Origin of the sequence: Aestuariirhabdus litorea (assembly GCF_003864255.1) — a bacterium.
Classification (GTDB): domain Bacteria; phylum Pseudomonadota; class Gammaproteobacteria; order Pseudomonadales; family Aestuariirhabdaceae; genus Aestuariirhabdus; species Aestuariirhabdus litorea.
The window spans coordinates 412,842-434,431 of record NZ_QWEZ01000002.1; the positions used below are offsets into that span (position 1 = coordinate 412,842).

Annotated in this window: 18 protein-coding genes and 1 pseudogene; 12 read left to right on the forward strand and 7 right to left on the reverse strand. The window is 52.4% G+C overall.

From position 1 onward, the window contains the following. Nucleotides 1-28: 28 nt before the first annotated feature. Complete coding sequence (gene dprA, locus D0544_RS11955; protein WP_125016442.1) at nt 29-1,201, reverse strand: DNA-processing protein DprA; 1,173 nt, start codon at nt 1,199-1,201, stop codon at nt 29-31. Between the two features lie 69 nt (nt 1,202-1,270). After that, nucleotides 1,271-2,302 (reverse strand): LysM peptidoglycan-binding domain-containing protein, encoded by a 1,032-nt coding sequence (locus D0544_RS11960; protein WP_125016444.1) that lies wholly within the window; start codon nt 2,300-2,302, stop codon nt 1,271-1,273. A gap of 324 nt (nt 2,303-2,626) precedes the next feature. On the opposite strand from D0544_RS11960, the gene def reads away from it, so the two are divergent. The 12 genes from def (at nt 2,627) to D0544_RS12020 (ending at nt 15,105) form a co-directional block, all read left to right on the forward strand. Next, nucleotides 2,627-3,136 (forward strand): peptide deformylase, encoded by a 510-nt coding sequence (gene def / locus D0544_RS11965; protein ID WP_125016446.1) that lies wholly within the window; start codon nt 2,627-2,629, stop codon nt 3,134-3,136. A 12-nt stretch (nt 3,137-3,148) separates the two neighbouring features. Beyond that, entirely contained in the window at nt 3,149-4,099 is a 951-nt protein-coding gene (fmt, locus tag D0544_RS11970) for a methionyl-tRNA formyltransferase (protein WP_125016448.1), read from the forward strand. Between the two features lie 3 nt (nt 4,100-4,102). Beyond that, complete coding sequence (gene rsmB / locus D0544_RS11975; protein WP_125016450.1) at nt 4,103-5,413, forward strand: 16S rRNA (cytosine(967)-C(5))-methyltransferase RsmB; 1,311 nt, start codon at nt 4,103-4,105, stop codon at nt 5,411-5,413. Between the two features lie 100 nt (nt 5,414-5,513). Beyond that, entirely contained in the window at nt 5,514-6,887 is a 1,374-nt protein-coding gene (gene trkA / locus D0544_RS11980) for a Trk system potassium transporter TrkA (RefSeq protein WP_125016452.1), read from the forward strand. A gap of 11 nt (nt 6,888-6,898) precedes the next feature. After that, nucleotides 6,899-8,347: a TrkH family potassium uptake protein gene (locus D0544_RS11985; RefSeq protein ID WP_125016453.1), complete on the forward strand. Its 1,449-nt coding sequence runs from the start codon at nt 6,899-6,901 to the stop codon at nt 8,345-8,347. Between the two features lie 12 nt (nt 8,348-8,359). Then, a complete protein-coding gene (locus tag D0544_RS11990; RefSeq protein WP_125016455.1) occupies nt 8,360-8,917 on the forward strand; it encodes a class I SAM-dependent methyltransferase in 558 nt (185 codons plus the stop codon). 115 nt (nt 8,918-9,032) lie between these two features. Beyond that, entirely contained in the window at nt 9,033-9,476 is a 444-nt protein-coding gene (locus D0544_RS11995) for a YtoQ family protein (RefSeq protein ID WP_125016457.1), read from the forward strand. A 152-nt stretch (nt 9,477-9,628) separates the two neighbouring features. Then, entirely contained in the window at nt 9,629-10,588 is a 960-nt protein-coding gene (gene glyQ / locus D0544_RS12000; protein ID WP_125016459.1) for a glycine--tRNA ligase subunit alpha, read from the forward strand. Between the two features lie 2 nt (nt 10,589-10,590). Next, nucleotides 10,591-12,693, forward strand: a complete 2,103-nt coding sequence (gene glyS, locus D0544_RS12005) for a glycine--tRNA ligase subunit beta (RefSeq protein WP_125018265.1) — start codon at nt 10,591-10,593, stop codon at nt 12,691-12,693. Nucleotides 12,694-12,721: 28 nt separating this feature from the next. Then, nucleotides 12,722-13,270, forward strand: coding sequence for a D-glycero-beta-D-manno-heptose 1,7-bisphosphate 7-phosphatase (gene gmhB, locus D0544_RS12010; protein ID WP_125016461.1), 549 nt, complete (start codon nt 12,722-12,724; stop codon nt 13,268-13,270). Between the two features lie 2 nt (nt 13,271-13,272). Continuing rightward, nucleotides 13,273-14,034, forward strand: a complete 762-nt coding sequence (locus D0544_RS12015) for a lysophospholipid acyltransferase family protein (RefSeq protein ID WP_125016463.1) — start codon at nt 13,273-13,275, stop codon at nt 14,032-14,034. 531 nt (nt 14,035-14,565) lie between these two features. Then, the gene (locus D0544_RS12020) at nt 14,566-15,105 is read left to right on the forward strand and encodes a hypothetical protein (RefSeq protein ID WP_125016465.1); all 540 of its coding nucleotides are present in this window, start codon (nt 14,566-14,568) and stop codon (nt 15,103-15,105) included. A gap of 160 nt (nt 15,106-15,265) precedes the next feature. Here the strand turns inward: D0544_RS12020 and D0544_RS12025 are convergent, their stop codons facing one another. The 5 genes and pseudogenes from D0544_RS12025 to D0544_RS12040 form a co-directional block, all read right to left on the reverse strand. After that, on the reverse strand, nt 15,266-15,736 hold the full coding sequence (locus D0544_RS12025; RefSeq protein ID WP_125016467.1) for a hypothetical protein: 471 nt from the start codon (nt 15,734-15,736) through the stop codon (nt 15,266-15,268). Further along, the gene (locus D0544_RS12030; RefSeq protein WP_125016469.1) at nt 15,723-18,971 is read right to left on the reverse strand and encodes a RecQ family ATP-dependent DNA helicase; all 3,249 of its coding nucleotides are present in this window, start codon (nt 18,969-18,971) and stop codon (nt 15,723-15,725) included. The genes D0544_RS12025 and D0544_RS12030 overlap by 14 nt, the downstream gene beginning before the upstream one ends. Before the next feature lie 123 nt (nt 18,972-19,094). Further along, the gene (locus D0544_RS12035) at nt 19,095-20,312 is read right to left on the reverse strand and encodes a helix-turn-helix domain-containing protein (RefSeq protein WP_243647330.1); all 1,218 of its coding nucleotides are present in this window, start codon (nt 20,310-20,312) and stop codon (nt 19,095-19,097) included. A 207-nt stretch (nt 20,313-20,519) separates the two neighbouring features. After that, a pseudogene (locus D0544_RS17490) lies at nt 20,520-20,858 on the reverse strand (TniQ family protein); the annotation flags it as partial. Between the two features lie 5 nt (nt 20,859-20,863). After that, nucleotides 20,864-21,586 carry a TniQ family protein gene (locus D0544_RS12040; RefSeq protein WP_164880917.1) on the reverse strand — a complete coding sequence of 241 codons (723 nt, stop codon included), beginning with the start codon at nt 21,584-21,586 and terminating at the stop codon, nt 20,864-20,866. Between the last annotated feature and the right edge of the window lie 4 nt (nt 21,587-21,590).

Below are 21,590 nucleotides of genomic sequence, written 5' to 3' on the forward strand. Positions count from 1 at the left end.
CCCAGACCCCGTCCAGTTGCAAGCTGGTTTAACCCCGCCGTCGTTGATAGCCGCCGGCAACCCTCTCGACCCAGCCCTCGAGCTCCAACTGCTGAAGTGAGGTCATTAACTCCGTCACTGTTCTACAGCTGCGTACCACCAGCAGGTCAAGGCAACAGGGTTCGAAGTCCAGCAACTCAATCAATGACCGCTGCTCCGGGGCCAGGGCCGCCTTCAACTGCACACCGCCCCCTGGTGCAGCCGAAGATTCTCCCTTTCGGTATTTATCCGCCAGTGGCTGCAAAAATTGCGGGGCCAATGCCGCCACCACCTCTTCGCTACTTTCAACCAAACAGGCGCCGTCCCGTATCAGGCGATGGCAGCCTGCGCTTTTACCTTGCCGAATGGACCCTGGCACTGCAAACACTTCACGCCCCTGTTCCAGGGCGAGTTGGGCCGTCAGCAATGAGCCGCTCGGCACGGCCGCCTCCACCACCAACACCCCCAGGCTAAGTCCGCTGATGATACGGTTGCGGCGGGGAAAATTCCCCGGCCGCGGTGCCATCCCCAAAGGAAATTCCGACACCAGTGCTCCTCCCCCCGCCAACACAGTCTCCCTGAGTTGGCGATTTTGGGCCGGGTAGCAGCGATCTATGCCCGTACCCAACACAGCCAGCGTTGGCTGCTGGGCACGCACAGAGCCTTCGTGGGCCTGACTATCGATTCCCCTGGCAAAACCGCTGGTCACTGTTAAGCCACTGAGCGCTAACTGATAGGCCATTTCGTACGCCATCTCTCCGCCCTGGCGGGTGCAGTGCCGGGAGCCCACGAGCGCTATCTGAGGGCTTTGCAGCAAGCTGGCATCTCCTTCCACATAAAGCAGGGGAGGCGGATCATGGAGTTCGGCGAGTAACGGGGGGTAGGCTTCATCCTCAGCACTGAGCAGATGGCATCCTGCCTGCTCGCTCCACCCCTCTATACGACACAGCTGGCGGTTGGCATAGTCCCAAAACGCCCCCCTGCCTCTATGCCACTGGCTGAGTGCAGTTTGGGTTGGCTCAGGCAGCCACCTAAGGGTTCCAATGCTGTCTGGCTTCAGGAGCGCGTCGGGGTGCTTAATTTGATCCAGCAGCTGCCGGCTCCTAATCGGACCCAGCGCCGGTAGTAGATGAAGTAAGAGCCAGGGACGCAGTTGCTCCCAGCGGGGCAGGCAAGTTTCCATTGATCATCCTTGATCGTTGGCCAGCTAATAAAAAAGGCTGCCGAAGCAGCCTTTTCAGTTTAGCCGGTATCAAGGATTTTCCAACCGGTCCCCTACCATCAGCGGCTCATTGGTTTCCAGAATAATGCCGAAGCTGACCTTTTCAAAACTGCGGTACACCATTAATAAACCTACCCTGTGCTCAGGAAGGGTCAACTGCTGTTTGCGCTTTTCGTCGACAACGGTCAGGTTGCGGTTGATGGCCAGTACATTACCAGGCTGGATACCGTCGCGCTCACCGAGGTTGACCAGCACGTTATCGTACAGCCCGATCTGGCTAATGCCTCCCGATACCGCCAGGATCTCACCCTCCACACGCTGTCCGGGAGCGCTGGGGAAGAAGGTGGAGTCAATACGACGCTCCTCGCTCTCGAGCAACCGGTCGCCAGAACGAATCTCTCTATCACTGCGCGTCACCCGCAAAGTGGCGATATCGCCCTCTATCTGCTTCACATCGACGGCACCCAAATCAACAGCCATCACCCCCAGAACCTCGCGGGTGGAAGGGTCAACAATGACATCACCCTGGCGGTATACGCCGTAGGCGGGGGCGTTAGCCTCAAAACTGCCCCGCGCATAGATCTGGTCATCCACTCCACTGATTACCTTATCCTGGGCAGCTGCCACAATGTAGGGAGCACGCTCCAGCTCTTCGAGTGAACTGACCACCCGGCTGCGCTTAAGCAGGCTGTTGATCTTGTCGAGTGGAATCGCGGGGATCACGGAATCGATCGGCGTCGAGCGTACCTTGGGGCTCAACTTAATGGTACGGCTGGCCTCTCCCCTGGAGGAGAGGGTCAAACGTGGCCGGCCATCGATATAGACTAGGCTGATCACATCACCGGGGTAGATCAGGTGAGGGTTATCGATCTGTGGGTTGGCGTGCCAGATTTCCGGCCACAACCAGGGAGTATTAAGGAAGGTGTTGGAGATATCCCAGAGGGTGTCTCCCTTGACGACGGTGTAGGTGTCTGGGTGCCCGTTTTTGATCGGACCCTCAGCGGCGATCGCAGACCAGCTCATCAGGCAGAGCAGGGCAGCCCCCAGCAGCGATTTCCTCATGGTATACCTTCCCTATATGGTGTCTTGCGTACGCACAATAATCATTTATTCAGTAGCCGACTATAGCCCAAGCGGCCTGTTTTTGCAGTTAATGGGCCGCGAATCAAGTCACAGACCTAAACATTAATCCCATATTGTTCATAATCTTAGCAGCACCTTTTACATTATTACTACAACAAACTGGTGTTTTTCTGTGCGCAGCTATTGAACCCCTCTAGCAATTGTCAAGCCGACAGCATGGGCATAAAATTGCGTACCAAGCCTCTCTCGCCGGTGCAGCCTCCCCCCACCGGTGCCCACCCAACTACTGAACCTGACGATTCTATGGCACTACTCGACATTCTTGAATTCCCGGATCCGCGCCTGCGCACCGAAGCCAAGCCGGTCACCAGCGTTGACTCCAGCATCAAAAAGCTCGCCGCCGACATGCTTGAAACCATGTACGCGGCTCCCGGCATCGGCCTCGCCGCCACCCAGGTCAACGTTCACCTGCGGGTGATCGTAGTGGATGTCAGCGAGGAGGGTAATGCCCCCCACATACTGATCAATCCGGTCATCACCCCCATCGGTGATGAGCTGGAGGAGAGCCAGGAAGGGTGCCTCTCCGTGCCCGGGTATTATGAAACGGTCCAGCGACCGGAACGGATTCGGGTCGAGGCCCTGGATGGAGAAGGTGTCCCCTTCACACTGGAGTGCGATGGCCTGATGGCGGTCTGCATCCAGCACGAAGTTGACCACCTCAACGGAAAGCTGTTTGTGGATTACATCTCTCCCCTCAAGCGCAACCGAATCCGCAAGAAGCTTGAAAAATCCCACCGTACAGCTACCCGCTAAGGCCTGCCACTCATGAGTCGATCCCCCCTCCGCATCCTGTTTGCCGGCACGCCGGACTTTGCCGCCCATCACCTGCAGGTCCTGATCGACAGCCCCCATGAGGTGGTTGGAGCTTACACCCAGCCTGACCGACCCGCCGGGCGCGGGCGCAAGCTGACCCCCAGCCCGGTCAAAGCGCTGGCCATTCAGCACGGGATTCCAGTGGAGCAGCCCCTGAGCCTGAAGTCCACAGAGGCTCAGGCCACCCTCTCCGCCTTCAATGCCGACCTGATGGTGGTGGTGGCCTATGGCCTGCTGCTTCCCCAGGCGGTGCTGGATGCTCCACGTCTCGGCTGCATCAATGTTCACGCCTCCCTGCTGCCTCGCTGGCGTGGCGCCGCTCCGATCCAGCGCGCCATCGCCGCCGGCGACCTGGAAAGCGGTGTGACTATCATGCAGATGGATGCCGGGCTCGACACCGGCGATATGCTGGTTACCGTTGCCTGTCCAATACTCCCCACCGACACTGCCAGCGACCTCCACGATCGCCTTCAGGAGATCGGGGGACCCGCCCTGCTGGAGGCGATTGATGAGCTGTCCAGTGGATCAACCCGCCCACAACCGCAAGATAGCCAGCTCGCCAATTACGCCCATAAACTCCACAAAAGCGAAGCCGAACTGGATTTCACCCAACCAGCCGAGCTGCTGGCCCGGCAGGTACGCGCCTTCAACCCCTGGCCGGTCAGCTACTGCTTGCTTGACGGGGAGCGGGTACGAATCTGGGAGGCCCAGCCCCTGGGGCTGGTCCCCTCGGCAGCCCCAGGCACGATTCTGGCGAGCAGTGCCGGTGGTATCGATGTGGCCTGTGGTGAAGGGGCACTGCGCCTTCTAACCCTTCAGTTTCCCGGAGCCAAATCGATGGCGGCCAGGGACCTGTTGAACAGCCGCGCCACCCAGCTCGCCCCCCAGCGACGATTCGGCTGATTCATGAGCCGCCCCGTCCGCGCCCAGGCCGCGCTCGCCCTGCAACAGGTCCTCACCCACGGGCGCTCCTTGAGCCAGGTACTCCCCGAGGCATTGTCCGAGGTTGACCCTGGCCAGCAGCCGCTTCTCAGCGAGCTCTGTTACGGGACCTGCCGCTGGTTTTTTACCCTCCGCTCCAGCCTCTCAATCCTCCTCGACACCCCACTGCGGGAAAAGGATTCCGATATTGAGGCGCTCCTGCTGCTGGGCCTTTACCAACTCCGCAGCCTCAAGATTCCGGCCCATGCCGTATTGAGCGAAACCGTAGCGGCCTGTACACAGCTCGACAAAGCCTGGGCCCGCAAATTGGTCAATGCGGTATTGCGACGTTACCAGCGTGAGTCAGCGATCATCGAGGAGCAGCTTACGGGCAGCGAGGTTCCCGCTACCGCTCACCCCAAATGGATGATCAAGCAGTGGCAGCGGGACTGGGCCGAGCAGTGGCGGGCTATCGCTGACGCCAATAACCAGCGCCCCCCAATGACCCTGCGGGTTAACGCCCTGCGTGGATCCTGCACTGATTACCTTAAGCAACTCGACCAGATGGGTATCGGGGCCCACAGCTGTCTCTTCAGCCCCAGCGCCATTACCCTCGATGCCCCCTGCGATCCGCTGGGACTGCCTGGTTTTACCGAGGGCGCATCGAGCGTACAGGACGAGGCGGCTCAACTATCGGGTTTTTTACTGCACCTATCCCCAGGCCATAAGGTGCTGGACGCCTGCGCGGCGCCCGGTGGCAAAAGCGGCCACCTGCTTGAAACTGAGCCGGCTATCCAGCTGACCAGTCTTGAGGTTGACCCGACTCGCGCCCAACGCATCACACAGAATCTGGAGCGCCTTCAACTCAACGCCAGGCTGATCGTGGGCGATGCAACCCGGCCCGATCAATGGTGGGATGGACAGCTTTATGATCGCATCCTGCTCGATGCCCCCTGCAGCGGAACCGGTGTTATACGCCGCCACCCGGATATCAAGGTGCTACGCCGGCGAGAGGATATCCCCCAACTGGTCGCGCTCCAGCAGCAGATCATAGAAGCGGTATGGCCGCTGCTGAAGGAGGGGGGGCTGCTGCTCTACGCGACCTGCTCCACCTTCAAGGCCGAAAACAGCGATCAGGTGGAAGGGTTCCTGCAGCGGTACAGGGAGGCTGAGGAGATCACCATCGAGGCCCCCTGGGGCATCGCCTGCCAGCGGGGGCGGCAACTGCTACCCCAGCCCGGTGGGCACGATGGTTTTTACTACGCGTTGCTGCGCAAGGGGCCAGCCCTGAGTTAGCGATTGCTTACTCTTCTTGCATACCACCAAGCAGTTGTTATGCTTGCGGCAGTGGATCGATCAGCTAGATACGGACAACAACAAGGTTACAGACGGCAGCATGAAGATCATTATTCTGGGCGCGGGTCAGGTCGGTGGTACCCTGGCGGAGAATCTGGCCAGTGAAGAGAATGACATCACAGTGGTCGACACCGACCCGGATCGCTTGCGGGAGCTACAGGATCGACTCGATATCCGCACCATCGAAGGCAAGGCCTCCTTCCCTTCGGTTTTACGCCGCGCTGGGGCGGATGATGCCGATATGCTGGTCGCAGTCACCAACAGCGATGAAGTCAACATGATCGCCTGCCAGGTGGGATTCTCGCTGTTTCGTACCCCCACCAAAATTGCCCGTATCCGCCAGCCCGACTACCTCAAACGCCCGGAGCTGTTCGAGAAGGACGCCTGTCCGGTGGATGTGATCATCAGCCCCGAGCAAGTGGTTACCCACTATGTTAAACGGCTTATCGAGCAGCCCGGGGCGCTGCAGGTTCTCGACTTTGCCGAGGGCAGGGTACAGCTGGTCGCCGTCAGGGCCTACTATGGAGGCCCACTGGTGGGTCAGGAGCTGCGCTATATTCGCGAGCACATGCCCTCGGTGGATACCCGGGTAGCGGCCATATTCCGTCGCGGCAAATCGATCACCCCTGAAGGCTCCACCGTGATTGAGGCGGACGACGAAGTTTTCTTCATCGCCGCCAGTCGGCATATTCGGGATGTAATGAGTGAACTTCGCCGCCTCGATAACGTCTACAGCCGCATCATTATCGCTGGCGGTGGCAACATCGGTGAACGTCTGGCCCGCTCCATCGAGGATCGCTACAACGTCAAGCTGATTGAACGCAATATGGAGCGTTGCCATCAACTGGCGCAAACCCTCAATAACACCCTGGTATTCCACGGCAGTGCCTCCGACAAGGAGCTGCTGGTCTCAGAAAACATTGAAGAAACCGATGTGTTCTGTGCGCTGACCAATGACGACGAAGCCAATGTCATGTCTGCCATGCTCGCCAAGCGACTCGGTGCCCGCAAGGTAATGGCGTTGATCAGTAACCCCGCTTACGTCGATCTGGTCCAGGGTGGCGAGATCGACATCGCCATCTCCCCCCAACAGGCCACCATCGGTAGCCTGTTAACCCATGTTCGCCGCGGTGATGTGGTCAATGTTCACTCCCTGCGCCGGGGGGCCGCCGAGGCCATTGAGGCGATCGCCCATGGCGACCAAAACTCCTCCAAGGTGGTTGGGCGTACGATTGGCGAGGTCAAGCTCCCCCTGGGAACCACTATAGGTGCTATTGTGCGCAACGAAGAGGTTCTCATCGCCCACGATCACATCCGCATCGAATCCGAGGATCACGTTATCCTGTTTCTGGTGGACAAAAAACGGATTCGTGAGGTCGAGCAGCTGTTCCAGGTCGGCTTGACCTTCTTCTAACGGACTTCCGCATGCATTTTTCCGTCATCCTGCGCATCCTTGGTTTACTGCTCATGCTGTTCAGTTTGAGCATGCTCCCGCCCCTGTTTATTGGCTGGATCTATAACGACAGTCACCTCGAGGCCTTCGGCTACGCCTTTGTGATTACTCTGGTCACCGGCTTCCTCATCTGGGCGCCGGTGTTTCGTGTCCGCCAGGAGCTGCGGACCCGAGACGGTTTTCTGGTGACCGTGCTCTTCTGGGCTGTACTGAGCGGGTTTGGGGCCCTGCCATTTATGCTGCACGAGCATCCGGCCATCAATGTGGTCGACGCGGTTTTCGAGTCGATGTCGGGACTCACTACCACAGGAGCCACCATCCTCACCAACATTGACGAGCTCCCCAAATCGATTCTGTTCTACCGCCAGCAGCTGCAGTGGCTGGGGGGAATGGGGATCATCGTACTGGCGGTTGCCGTGCTGCCGATGCTGGGCATTGGTGGCATGCAGCTTTACCGCGCGGAAACCCCGGGACCGGTCAAGGACGCCAAGCTCACCCCACGCATTACCGAAACCGCCAAGGCCCTCTGGTACATCTACCTCAGCCTCACCGTCACCTGTGCCCTGGCGTACTGGGCAGCAGGGATGGATCTGTTTGACGCCGTCGGCCACAGTTTTTCCACCATCGCGATCGGGGGGTTTTCTACCCATGATGACAGTATTGGTTACTTTAACAGCCCGCTGATTGACGCCATTGCCGTCGTATTTATGCTGATCGCAGGCATCAACTTCTCCCTCCACTTCTTCGCCTGGCGGCACCGCCAGCTGGGGCACTACTTCAAGGACCCCGAGGTCCAGGCTTACTTCATCATTCTCGGGGGGGTCTCCCTTATTGCCATGCTGGTGCTCAGTGTGACGGGTACCTACAGCCTGGGCAAGTCGGTTCAATATGGCGTATTCGAGGTGGTCTCCATCGCTACCACAACCGGTTTTAGCACCAGTAATTTTTCGGTCTGGCCCACCTTTCTTGCGTACCTGCTGTTCCTGACCAGTTTCGCCGGTGCCTGTGCCGGCTCCACCGGGGGAGGGATGAAGGTGATCCGGGTGCTACTGATCTACCGCCAGGCGATCCGTGAGGTGACCCGCCTGCTTCATCCCAACGCCATCATTCCGATCAAGCTGGGACGCAAAGCGGTCCCTGATCGGGTGGGTGAAGCGGTCTGGGGATTCTTCTCCGCCTACGTATTCATTTTTATCCTGCTGTTTCTTGCCCTGATCGCGACCGGGCTCGATCTGCCAACCGCCTTCTCCACAGTGGCCTCCTGTATGAACAACCTCGGCCCCGCCCTGGGCGATGCCTCACTGACCTATGCCGAGCTACCCGACAGCTCCAAATGGATCCTCAGCTTCGCCATGCTACTGGGCCGCCTTGAAATATTCACCCTTCTGGTACTATTTACCCCGATGTTCTGGCGTCGATAGGAGTGCCGCACCATGGATAAGTGGGACCAAAAATACCAGCAGGCTCAGTCGGCGGGGGAGGCCTGCGAACTGCTGGCCAACAACCTGCATCTTTTGCCGCCTCAGGGGAGCGCCCTGGACCTGGCCTGCGGCCTCGGTGCCAATGCCCTGTTACTGCATCAGCAGGGCTTGAGTGTAGAGGCCTGGGACCTTTCGGCTGTTGCCCTTGGCCGCCTCGATGAGTTTTCCGCCGGCCTTATCAGCACACGCCGGATTGACCTTGAAGTGGATACCCCACCGCTTCTCAATTTTGACGTGATAGTGGTTGCTCACTATCTATATCGGCCTGTATGCCACTGGATTCAGTCAGCCCTTAACCCCGGGGGTGTACTTTTTTTTCAAACCTGGCACCAGCATAAGCGTTCCCCCAAGGGCCCATCCAACCCGGAGTACCTGTTGGCTCCCGGTGAGTTGCTTCGCCTGTTTCCACAGCTTGAGGTCAGATTCTACCGAGAGGAGGACCGCTGTGGTGATCTCAGTCGCGGCCAGCGCGACTTCGCTCAACTGATTGCGCAGAAACCCGCCGTTTAAATCTGTCGCCTTTTACGCGTCCCTCGTTTCATCATGCAAGGGTTTCCCCGCTGGCCTTGCAACTGACGCCCATTGCTCTATGATTTTCCACTCACTTCTCCCCCAAGGACCTGTCATGGAATATATTGTTTACCTTTCTGGCGAGATTCATACCGATTGGCGCGAGCAGATTCGAGAAGGGGTCGCTGAAGCCAACCTTCCAATCACTTTCTACTCACCGGTGACTCACCACGAGTCCAGCGATGAGGTGGGCGTGGAGATTCTCGGAGAGGAGGATAAGCCCTTCTGGAAGGATCACAAATCCAGCAAAATCAACGCAATTCGCACCAATAGCATGCTGCAACAGGCCGATATCGTGGTGGTCCGCTTTGGCGACAAGTACAAGCAGTGGAACGCCGCTTTCGATGCCGGCCAGGCAGTGGCCATGGGCAAGCAGCTGATCGTTATGCACGCTCCCGAGCTGACCCACCCCCTGAAAGAGGTCGACGCCCAGGCCATGGCCGTGACCGAAACCCCACAGCAGGTGGTTGAGATACTCAAGTACATCAGCCAACCCTGAACCCCCTTGCGGGATCGCCAGCGATCCCGCTCTCCCCTGAAATGCCCACTGCGCCTGTATTTCCCCTGAGGTAACAGGGTATAATTCGCCCCATTTTTCGCCACTCTTACCCCGCTGGGTGAAGAGTTCCAAGAGCTGATTGGGGAACTACCGTGTCCAACCAAACGACACCCGATGCACGTACCTTTCAGGGGTTGATCCTGACCCTGCAAAACTACTGGGCTAAACAGGGCTGTGTTGTCCTGCAGCCCCTCGATATGGAGGTGGGTGCCGGCACCTTCCATCCTGCCACTTTCCTGCGCGCGATTGGTCCCGAGCGCTGGAGTGCCGCGTACGTTCAGCCAAGTCGTCGTCCTACGGACGGGCGCTACGGTGAAAACCCCAACCGTCTTCAGCACTACTACCAGTTCCAGGTGGTGATCAAGCCCTCTCCCGATGCGATCCAGGAGCTCTACCTCGGCTCGTTGCGAGAGCTGGGCATCGACCCGCTTGTACACGACATCCGCTTTGTCGAGGACAACTGGGAGTCTCCCACCCTTGGTGCCTGGGGGCTTGGCTGGGAGGTCTGGCTCAACGGCATGGAGGTCACCCAGTTTACCTACTTCCAGCAAGCCGGTGGCCTGGAGTGCTACCCGGTCACCGGTGAGATCACCTACGGTCTCGAGCGGATCGCGATGTACCTGCAGGGCGTAGACAGCGTCTACGACCTGGTTTGGACCGATGGCCCTCTGGGTAAGGTGACCTACGGTGATGTGTTTCACCAGAACGAGGTGGAGATGTCCACCTTCAACTTTGAGCACGCCAATACCGACGAGCTGTTCCGCCAGTTTGACTTTTTTGAGCAGCAGAGTGAAAAGCTGGTTGGTGACAACCTGCCGCTGCCCGCCTACGAATACGTGCTAAAAGCCTCTCATACCTTCAACCTCCTGGATGCCCGTCACGCCATATCCGTTACTGAACGCCAGCGCTTTATCCTGCGTGTACGTACTCTGGCACGTGCGGTGGCCCAGAGCTATTTTGAGACCCGCCACAAACTCGGTTTCCCCCTCGCCGATGAGGTGCTGCGTGATGAAGTGATGTCCAAGCTTGCCAGTGCGCAGGAGGAGAAGTAATGATGTCTGCACAGGATTTTCTGGTTGAGCTGGGTACCGAAGAGCTTCCTCCCAAGTCCCTGAAAGCGTTATCCACCGCCTTTAGCAGTGGAATTTTAGAGGGCCTAAAACAGGCCGGTCTCAGCTTTGACAGCAGCCAGAGCTACGCGGCTCCCCGTCGTCTTGCACTCCTGGTTCGCGGCCTTAGCAGCCAACAGCCAGACCAGTCGGTAGAGCGCAAGGGCCCGGCCCTGCAGGCTGCCTTTGACCAGCAGGGTAATCCTACCCCTGCTGCACAGGGTTTCGCTCGCTCCTGTGGGGTTGAGGTTACCGATCTCCAGACTCTCGAGCAGGGCAAGGGAGCCTGGCTGGTTTACCGCTCTGTCACACCCGGCCAGCAAACCCGCAACCTGTTACCCGGCATTATCGATCAATCGCTGGCTCAGCTCCCCATCCCCAAGCGCATGCGCTGGGGTAGCCGTCGTACCGAGTTTGTTCGACCTGCCCACTGGCTTGTCATGCTGTACGGTGACGAAGTGGTTGATTGCGAGTTGCTTGGGATTACCGCTGGCCGACACAGCCGGGGTCACCGTTTCCACTATAACGACTCCATCGCCATCGAGTCTCCCAGCCGTTACGCAGAGCAACTTCACACCCCAGGCTATGTCATCGCTGATTTCGAGCAGCGCCAACAGCTGGTCGCCCAGCAGGTTGAGTCCACTGCCCAACAAGTAGGGGGAGTAGCGGTCATTGGTGCCGATTTACTCGATGAGGTCACTGCGCTGGTTGAGTGGCCAGTCGCGCTGATGGGGCGCTTCGATGAAGACTTCCTCAAGGTTCCCGCTGAGTCCCTGATCTCCTCCATGAAGGAACACCAGAAATATTTCCATCTGCTTGATGCTGAGGGCAATCTTATGCCCCACTTCATTACCCTCAGCAATATTGAGAGCAAGGATCCGTCACAGGTAATCAGCGGTAACGAAAAAGTGATCCGCCCACGCCTATCCGACGCCAAGTTTTTCTACGATACCGACCTCAAGAGCAGCCTTGCCAGCAAGCGCGATCGCCTCAAGCCGGTGGTTTTCCAGGCCAAGCTTGGGAGTCTTTACGACAAAACCGTGCGTATCGGCTCTATCGCTGCCCAGATCGCGCACCTGATTGGTGCCGATGCCCACCATGCCCGTCGCGCAGGCGAACTGAGTAAAGCCGACCTCAACTCGGAGATGGTGCTGGAATTTGCGGACCTGCAAGGCACCATGGGTCAGTACTATGCGCGCCATGATGGCGAGCACGCCGATGTTTGCGCTGCCCAGTTTGAGCAGTACCTTCCCCGTTTCTCCGGCGACCAGTTGCCCTCCACACTCACAGGCTGCTGTGTTTCTCTGGCTGACAAGCTGGACAGTCTGGTGGGTATCTTTGGCATCGGCCAACCCCCGTCAGGTAATCGCGACCCTTTTGCACTGCGTCGTGCGACCCTCGGTGTATTGCGCATCCTCGTCGAGAAGCAACTGCCCATCGACCTGCGCCCCGTTCTCTACCACTGCGTCGAAGCGTATCAGCAAACCGGAGTCCAGCTACCGCTCGACTCCACTGTGGATAACACTGTCGATAAACTTGTGGACAGCATTCTTGAGTTTATGCTCGAGCGCTTCCGTGCCTGGTATCAGGACCAGAATATAGGGGTCGAGGTTTTTCTTGCCGTACGTGCCCTCTCACCCTCCAGCCCTTTGGAGTTCGATCAACGGGTCCAGGCGGTGAACCACTTCCGTTCACTGGATGCCGCTGAAGCTCTGGCGGCAGCCAACAAGCGGGTTTCCAACCTGTTGGCTAAGGCCGACAGCAACCACTTGCAGGCCGATGTCGACCCGGATCTGTTGGAGGAGGGGGCCGAGAGAGCACTTTACGACGCTTTGTTGGCCAAGCAGGCTGGCGTTGCTCCGCTCTTGCGTGAGAGTAATTATCAACAGGTTCTTGTCAGCTTGTCTGAACTCAAGGAGCCTGTGGACTCTTTCTTTGACGCGGTGCTGGTTAATGCCGAAGATCCTGCTGTCCGTAGCAATCGCCACAGCCTCTTGCGACAACTCCGAAACCTCTTCCTGGAGGTTGCGGATATCTCTCTCCTCTGAACACAGAGCTCCCGTCCAAGGCGTTTCCATGGCACTGATAATTCTGGATCGAGATGGCGTCATCAATGAGGATTCTGACGCCTACGTCAAATCCCTGGAGGAGTGGATTCCCATTCCCGGTAGCATTGATGCCATTGCCCGCCTCAGCCAGGCAGGTCATCAAGTCGCCATAGCCACCAATCAGTCAGGCCTCGGACGCGGGCTGTTTCCTCAATCCGCACTGGATGCGATGCACCAACGGCTTAACCAGTTAGTTACCTCTGCCGGCGGTTGCATCGCCTATATCGCCTATTGCCCCCATGCTCCTGAAGCAGGCTGCCAATGCCGCAAACCCGCAACCGGACTGATCGAACAGATCGAGGAGGTCCTCGGTGTCAGCGCCAGGGGTAGCTATCTTGTTGGGGACTCCCTGAGGGACCTCCAAGCCGGCGTTAGTAAGGGCGCACTTCCTGTCCTGGTTCGAACCGGTAAGGGGGAGAGGACTTTGGGCAAAGGGGATCCCCTGTTGGAACAGGCCCTGGTTTACGATAGCCTAGATGCTTTTACCACGGACCTGTTAGCAAAGGAGCGCCTCTGAATATGGTCGCCGTCGTACGTACCGGTCTCTTCTATCTCTTACTGGCCCTTTGGACCCTGTTTATCTCCTGCGTTGTCATCCTATTTGCCTGGATGGTTACCCGAGATAAACGTCACCATCGCTTTGTCCAGCCTTATGGACGCGGCGTAATGCGTTTGTGCTCCTGGATCTGTGGTGTCCACTACCGGGTCCGTGGTCGCGAACACATACCCGCGGTATCCGCCGTGGTGGCTGCCAATCACCAGAGTACCTGGGAGACCTTCTTCCTGCAGACCCTGCTGACCCCCCAGGCCCAGGTGGTTAAGAAGGAGCTGATGTCGATCCCTTTTTTCGGTTGGGCCTTCCACCTGCTCTGTGCGATCCCCATTGATCGTAGCAACCCCAAGAAAGCGCTGATCAAGATCATACAGGAGAGCAGCCAGTACCTGACCCAGGGCTTTTGGGTGCTGGTGTTTCCCGAAGGAACCCGTCGCCCGGTTGGCTCACCAGGTCGCTTTACACAAGGCGCTGCGGCCATGGCCACGCGAGCCAATAAGCCCATTCTGCCAATTGCCCACAATGCGGGTCGCTGCTGGCCGGGGAGGGCGTGGATTAAGCACCCGGGCATCATCGATGTTGTGATCGGTCCACTCATCTCCATCGAAGGTAAAAGCAGCAAGCAGATTACCACCGAAGCCGAACATTGGATCCATACCACCCTGGCTGAAATTGACCCCCCTTCGGTGTCCATGGTTGAACCCACCAGCGAGACGACCGCCTCTTAACTGAGTATTTACATCACATCTCTTCTAGCTAATCAGGTTAGTTGTCGCACACTTACCTCTAATACTGCGATATATAGATGTGAATAAAAAAAGAGCCGCACTCTTAACAAGAGGCGGCTCTTTTTGTTGCGGGGCTGTAATAGCCCCTGTTTACCTTGTAAATAACCAAGATAAGTGGAAAAAGTTGGCGTTGTTTTTTATCCGCTTTTCCAAAATTGATGACGAATTTATGTACAGAATTTGTCAGTAAAAATGGTTTATTCCAGACAAAATCTCAACTCTTTGGTAATTTTAAGGAAAAACATCGCTTTAGGTAGTGCTCCCCTTAAGACCCTGCGCAGGTCACGTAGCAGGTGGTACTTAAAATGGGTGCCCCTCAGTTAGTTGAAAATCTCATCAAGGTCATGGCTCTAATTTGGGGGGAAAGGTCAATAGCTGTAATCTTTTTTGATCAGGGTGAATATTGTGCAACTATTGACCTTTGTACCGCCTTTTTATCAAAATAGTGGTAGGCCAAATCAGGGATAAGACATGTACGACCAAGACAAGAGCCGAGCGATAAAAAACCTCTTACAAGAGAAAGAAGAAATTAATGCGCACATAAAAAACAACTCTCTAGAAGTACATGAACTAAAAAATGAGTTTGCGCGGCTAATCGATCTAGAGCTCAGCCTGTCTGAGCTAGGTTATAAACCTCCGCAAGGTGAACCGCTGGACTTAGATATACCAATAGATTCGATACTCAGACTGAGACCATTTCCACGCAGCTGGGAAAAGCCAGAGCACCGTGAGCTACTCCGGGCTGAGCACCCATACCCAGCTCACTTGCTTGATCTTAAAGATGTGTTGAATGAGGTTGAAGGCGAATACCCTGAAGCTAAGGCAGAGCTAGATGACCTGTATGCAGCAGCGCTTGGACACGAATCCAGGGGGAGGGAACCTTTGGAAATTGGGAAGTATCCATCATCTTGGTATAGGCCGGAGAACCGAAAGTTATTACAGAAGTTCTCTCCAAGCATGCACGACTTACTAAACCTACTCGAAGAGAGTAGGCTAACTAATGATGAATAATAAATATTTGTTCATGGCCGTGCTTTAAAACTTATATTAGTCTATTTAACTTCTTATTCAGTGCGCATAATGTTCAGATCAAGGTTACATTATATACTTACGAGACAATTATCATCACTTGTATGATATTGACGGTACCATAAGGATTTTAAAGCTAATATTATTTACTTGTCATGTCAAAAAACATATAACCAGATAAACTTAGACTAACCGCTAGGATAATAAGCACTGCTACTATCAGCTTCGTGAGTTTGGCATCGCTCCTATCTATACTCTCCTTGATCAATTCAGATTTTTCTTCTATTTGGCTTGAGATTGATGATAGGTTTGCGTTAAAACTCTCAGTAGATTTCGTGAATAAATCTACTGATCTTTCTAGATCTCTTTGAAGAGCCCCCTTCAAGGATGCCATTTGCTCCTTTGTACCATCATATGAAGACTTAACAATCTTATCTAGCTCGAGATTCTTATCTACAATTTCATAGAGGGGGCCATTAAGCTTTACAAAGGCATTTAATGCTTCTGTAAGACCATCCGCTGATTCGTGAATCTTGGTTTTTGACTCTTTCAGGTTTTCTAATATTTTATTAATATCAGACAAAGCCTTCTCGGATTCGTCATATAAGCTCATACAAACTCCTACTAACTTTTTTCAGCTTTTTATCTACGTTATTCAATAGCATAAGCGTTAATTCATCACTACCTATGGATCGAATATAAGCATCTAGCTCTTTATCTGATTTTATTTTCATAGCAATTGACTTTGAAATAAAATCCCATTTTTTTGAATTAAACAGCATTGATAGCTCTTTAAGGCATACGTAGTAATCATTGCCTGGTAACTTAATCTTTCTATAACTCTCTAAACACTCGATTAATTTTTCAGGATTACTTTCTTTATCTACATGAAATAAAAGAATTTCATTTATGAGCCTTAACCCCATATCATTAGGATAGGACTCGATATAACGTCTTAGAGAAAATATTCGTTTCTTTATCTTTTCGGATGACATCTTTAGCAAAGAGCTACCTGCGCCGGAAAGGTAACTTAGTATTGATGTGTAGTCGCTACCAGAACTTACCACATCGGAAAGTGAGTCGTTTATAGAGTCTATAGCGAAATAAGATTCCAGATTTTCTCTAAAAGCATCAGAGCTTTTTTCTTTGTATTCATTACAGGCTATTAAAAGTGTTTTAAGTGACTCAATCCTACTCCTAACACGTGTATCAAGATGGTACTCTATAACAAAATTCGCCAGCCTATATATCCCTTCAATCCAATCATCCATGGAGTTTGTATTATCAATTTCCTCTTGCGTTAAACCATAGCCATTTGGCCTTTTATCTGACGCAGTAAGTCTTCGTACAATCTCATTATGATCGGCTATTGAGTACATCTTGTAATCAACAAGATAAATACCCTTAGCAAAATCTTCTACTGTCCAGTCCTCTATGATTCCTATCTGGTATAGCCTATATAAAGCCAATTCAACTATTTCTGGCTTAGCATAAAATTTTTCAGACACGATTTCACTTTGCCCATCATCTTTATAAGCCAGATAATGAACAATCATTTTTATAACATCAGGAACACGATAGTTATCTGAAATACTGGACTTAATAAAAAAATGGTGCGTTGAAAGATCACCACCACCATGCTTTAAATTAAGTTTTGTAAAACTTTTGAAATTATCGTAATTAAAAAATCTATCATAGGCATAGTCTTCAGGTTTTTTATATAAGACATAACACTCGGAGTCAGTCCTATCCCTTCCAGCTCTTCCAGCCTCTTGATATAAAGACTCTATGGACTGTGGTAATCCTGCGTGTATTGTCGTATAGACATTTTTTTTGTTAACACCCATACCAAATGCCTTTGTCGCAACCAGCAATCCAATCTTATTATTCTTGAAGTCTCTCTGTGTCATTAATTTTTCAACTTCAAAGTTTTTTGAAACATGGTTTTTAGGCTTTTTCCCGGTAAAAATTCCTATGCTTTTGTAATAACCAGAGCCCCCAATAAAAAGTTGATACGCTCCTTTAGGGCCATCCACATAGGATGTAAACACTATACCAGCTCGATCCTCACTTATTTCCTCTCGGCTAACTTTAACGTTTAATAACTCATGCACTTTATAAAACGGATCACACTCTAACACCTTGAAGTGTAAGTTCTTCCTTTCATATCTAGACAATGTTTTAACATTATCATCATCGATTTTGAATTCATCTTGAATATCACGCAATACTTTGTTTGAAGCTGTTGCTGTCAAACAAAGTATTGGTACTTCGTTTGCTATATTATTCAGTGTGTGGGGGAGGGTTAGGTAGGATGTTCTAAAGTCATGTCCCCACTCAGACATACAGTGGACTTCATCAACTACCACCAAAGATAAAAGACCCTGAGCATGGAGAGAACTTATAGCTTCTCTAAAGTTCGATATCTGAAGCCGCTCTGGACTTACAAATAGAAACCTGACTTGACCTTTACCCACTCTTCTTAATATTTTTTCTTTCTCTTTGGTATCAGTGTCAGAGTCAATACATGCCGACCTATGGAATCCTATGAAGTTCAGCTCTTGCACCTGATCCCTCATTAGGGACTTTATCGGGCATATCACTAAAGTTAATCCAGAGTACAAAATTGCAGGCAGTTGATAACATAGAGACTTTCCACCACCAGTAGGTAGAATTCCTATTGTATCTTCTCTTTGTAAAACGTTTTCTATGATATCTATTTGTCCGCCATTGAACTGTTCATATCCAAATATCTCTTTTAACAGGCCATTCAGATTTAGCTCTTCGATTTTTATATTATCTGTAGAGCTTGAGTAGCTAGAATCAAAGTAATCTTTCCCAGTAGCACCTACTGCATTATTTTCTGGAAAATGATCAAACTGATCAGTTCTACATGTAATTACATTCTTAGGATAAAAAGTGTCATCAACTCTTTTAGAGAGCGACACATCAATCTTAAATACTGGATTTACACAATTTATGTTTAGCTTAGGAAGATTTCTGCTTTTATCTATCAGTGAAACCCAGTTCAATAGATCTTGTATAGCTATATTGCAATATCTAACATCTATTTCAGTATCAAACCACAGACTCCATTGATCGTCACTCAGTGAAATCATTTTCCTACCAAGCATCTCGATAACTATTGCTTGCACTCTGTATATTATTGAGTAAACCAGGTTAGAGTGCTTAGAATCAGAATCCTGTAGCTTTTTATAGCTTCCAACGATTTTGGTACTGGATAAATGTTGCCTAACCTCTCTTGCAATCTCTTCAATTCTATTTTTATTTTTAAGAACTGTTGTAGATATTCTAACTGTCTTTATTTGATGCTTGCTTAGCAGCCTATCCCTAGCCTTATCTTTTTGATAGTTAACTACTCCCTGATGCTGCTCCCCATCGACTTCTATTACTAAATTTCCAATTGGTAGAAAGAAATCAACACGCTCTTTATCAAAGCGATCCGCCTCGGGATCATCTACTATGTCTGTTATCAGCGTTTCGGGCTTGAATAAGGTGTGTAAAAACGAAAACTCACCTAGCATTTTACACAACCCATCTTCATAAAACTTCATGGCAGGGTTGTATCCAGTATCACTACCAAGAATAGTATTTCCCCAGTTTAGCTTCGAATTAAAATCAATATGGATGCTTGCCCTGTCTGATAGTTTCACCCCCATCTCAGCTAGCTTACTTTTCAAAAAGTTAGAAGGTGAGGTCGGACTACCTCTAAAGTGGATATTGAATAGAGTTGATGCAATTGCTGAGAACTCAGCTTTTTCGCTTAAGCCTTTTATCAAGAAGTTATAGTGGCTTCTTACATAATTTCCTGTGTGAAATACATCCATTCTGAATTACTTTTATCTATATCGAATTTCCGTAAGGGGTGAAGGCTCTGGATGTGCTCTCCTAAGGCAGGATAATATCCACCCATCCTTTTTTGGTTATATTACTTTCTATCTCTTATTCACCTAAGTATCAATCTTTTTGATGCACGTACGTACTACTTCATTCTTTACATAGACATACTGCCTTCCACCATCGATAGCTGGCCCTGATACCGGCTTAACGCCTCTCTCCTCTAGCATCCTGACAAGCTTACCGGGAGAAGTCTTATGCTCTTTGCTGAGGTCTCTTGCCCAGACATAACGCCTCTTAAAGGCTTCTAGCTCTTTTCTTCGTACCATCAGCCCAAGACGCCCCTGGTCTGTTGCTTCGATGACTCCTCGCCTTACCAAGTGATAGGCTACTTCTTGCTTTACTCGCAGCTCTTGCGCTAACTCAGGGATAGAGAGCAATCCTTTCGCCATCAGTAGGCTTCGAAGGGTGTCCACATTCACCAGGAGGTTTTCCGCCAGGCCCATCTTATCCAATGACTTCCTCCCATAGGGTAGGGCGCCCTTAATCATCATCATTAGCACTTCTACAAGCCCTGTTTGCTTTGGTAGATAGTACCTGGCTATCTCGTTCAGGTTTTTCAGCCTACCTGTATCTACCAGCCGCTTGGCGTCCACCTCCAGCCTGCACCTAAAGGCTTCCAGCTCTTCTGGCTCGATGACCCAGGGTTTACCTGGTCTTGGTGAGACTCCTTTGATGAGACCCGCCCTAAGCAGTTTCCTCACACACGCCTTTGGCAGCCCAATGATCTTTCCAGCTCTTTTAAGGTCAACGCCAGCTCTCAGACCCAGGATTTTTCCCTCTTGCCCGGCCTCTACGGTAATCTGCCTGTTTCCTGAGGGAAGCGTCCTGACACTTCCCACCAGTTTTTCCTCCCTGATCAGTCCCACCAAACGCTTCATCGATAGACCTACGCGCCTGGAGAGTTCAGTACCACTAACAAACCTTGGATTACCCTGTTGCTGTCTGTGCAGTGATGGGCTCTTTCTATCGATGATCTCTGGCCACCTTCGCGTGATTGCATGATCTAAAGCATCGATCGCGAACTTAAACTCCGGATCTTTCAGCTCTCTGTGCATTGCGAGATAGATGAAGCCCACTTGGCGCTTTATGCAGCGGTTCTTGAGACCGCTTAACCTTGCAGCAAACAACTCTTCCAGGCTAATAGGCCAGTTCTCGAAGACATAGTTAGCGCTTACTAATATTTTCGCTGCACACTCAGTCCTGGTTTTAATGGGTGATTTCCGTGGCAGGGGATTTCCTACAAACGCATGGTATGAGCCCAACAGCATGATCAGCTTTTGCAGCTGATCGGCATTCAAACTGCCTAAAAGCCATGATGTCTGGTTAGTGTTAGTTAACACCAACTTATCTGAGAGCAGCTGCTGTAGTTGTAATGCTCGCGTCTCTCTATCAAGTAGACCGGGTGTGACTCTAAAAGGTAGGCTCCCATCCAGTATTGCCTGTGGTCGAACCCCAATGTCACTCAATCGTACGTGGTGACGATCACAATATGGTAGGAGTGCATAATCCCATGCTTCCCTGTGGTACCTGGCTTCTTGTAGGCATACCGGACAATACCTGTAGTTTGATCTCAACACATATCGATCGCTACAGCGTTGCTTCAAACCTCTAAGATAATCAACGCAATGGCCTGGCAGGTTGGCGATCAACAGATCCCACACACTTAGCGCTGCATCTACCCGCCAACTCACTATCGCAACCATTTGGGCGGGCGAGAAAAACCCATTGCTTAATGAAAGCCGCCAGCAATACCCCCGAAAGCTTTCGTCCTCATGGGGTGCTGGACGGCTGTTCATACTCAGCTCAGTGTTCATGGCTGCTACGCCGCCTTTAGCTCCTGTGACAGACACTCGACAAACTGCAGGCTCTGTTCCCCCCAAAAGGGGAAATACCGCATCGGGTACCTTCTTCGCCTACTTTTGACAGCCTCAATCGACGGAGCACCTGTGCTCAGCATCATTGCCGTATCTATACAGCTGATAAGAGATGGGCCCGAGAAATTACCTCTCTCTTCCTTCGCCAGGCGGGCCTCCAACACCGCCTGCATCTTACACACCTCATCATATCCAAAAAGGTCGTACTGCCTTCGATCCCTAGTCGTTCTGCTGGCTTCTACACCTGGAGGCATGAGCTTTTCTGCCTCATAGTCGACCGGTATTAACGGGCACTGATGTTCCAGACATAACGGCAGCCAACCGATACTCCACTTCGCCAGCATATAGCCCTTCTCTTTGAAGCAAGCCGGGCAATACATTTCATGCTTATGCAAGTGATGGCTCGGAATCAGCATTGCACCATAGTGGTGTTCCCAAGAGCCCCGTGCACTTGACAGCAATCTCAGCTTTTGAAGGTGCCCCCTTCGGTATCCAATGACTTCAGCGATATCATCGTCACAAAGCTCATGCGCACTGATATTTCTGCTCTTCCACCAGATCTCTTTAAACAACCCAACGGAAGGGTACCCATTCACTTCGGCAAGCCGCCTTACATAACAGTTGATACTTTGTCCCTCATAGGGGAAAGGGTAAATGTTAATGCTCATGCCC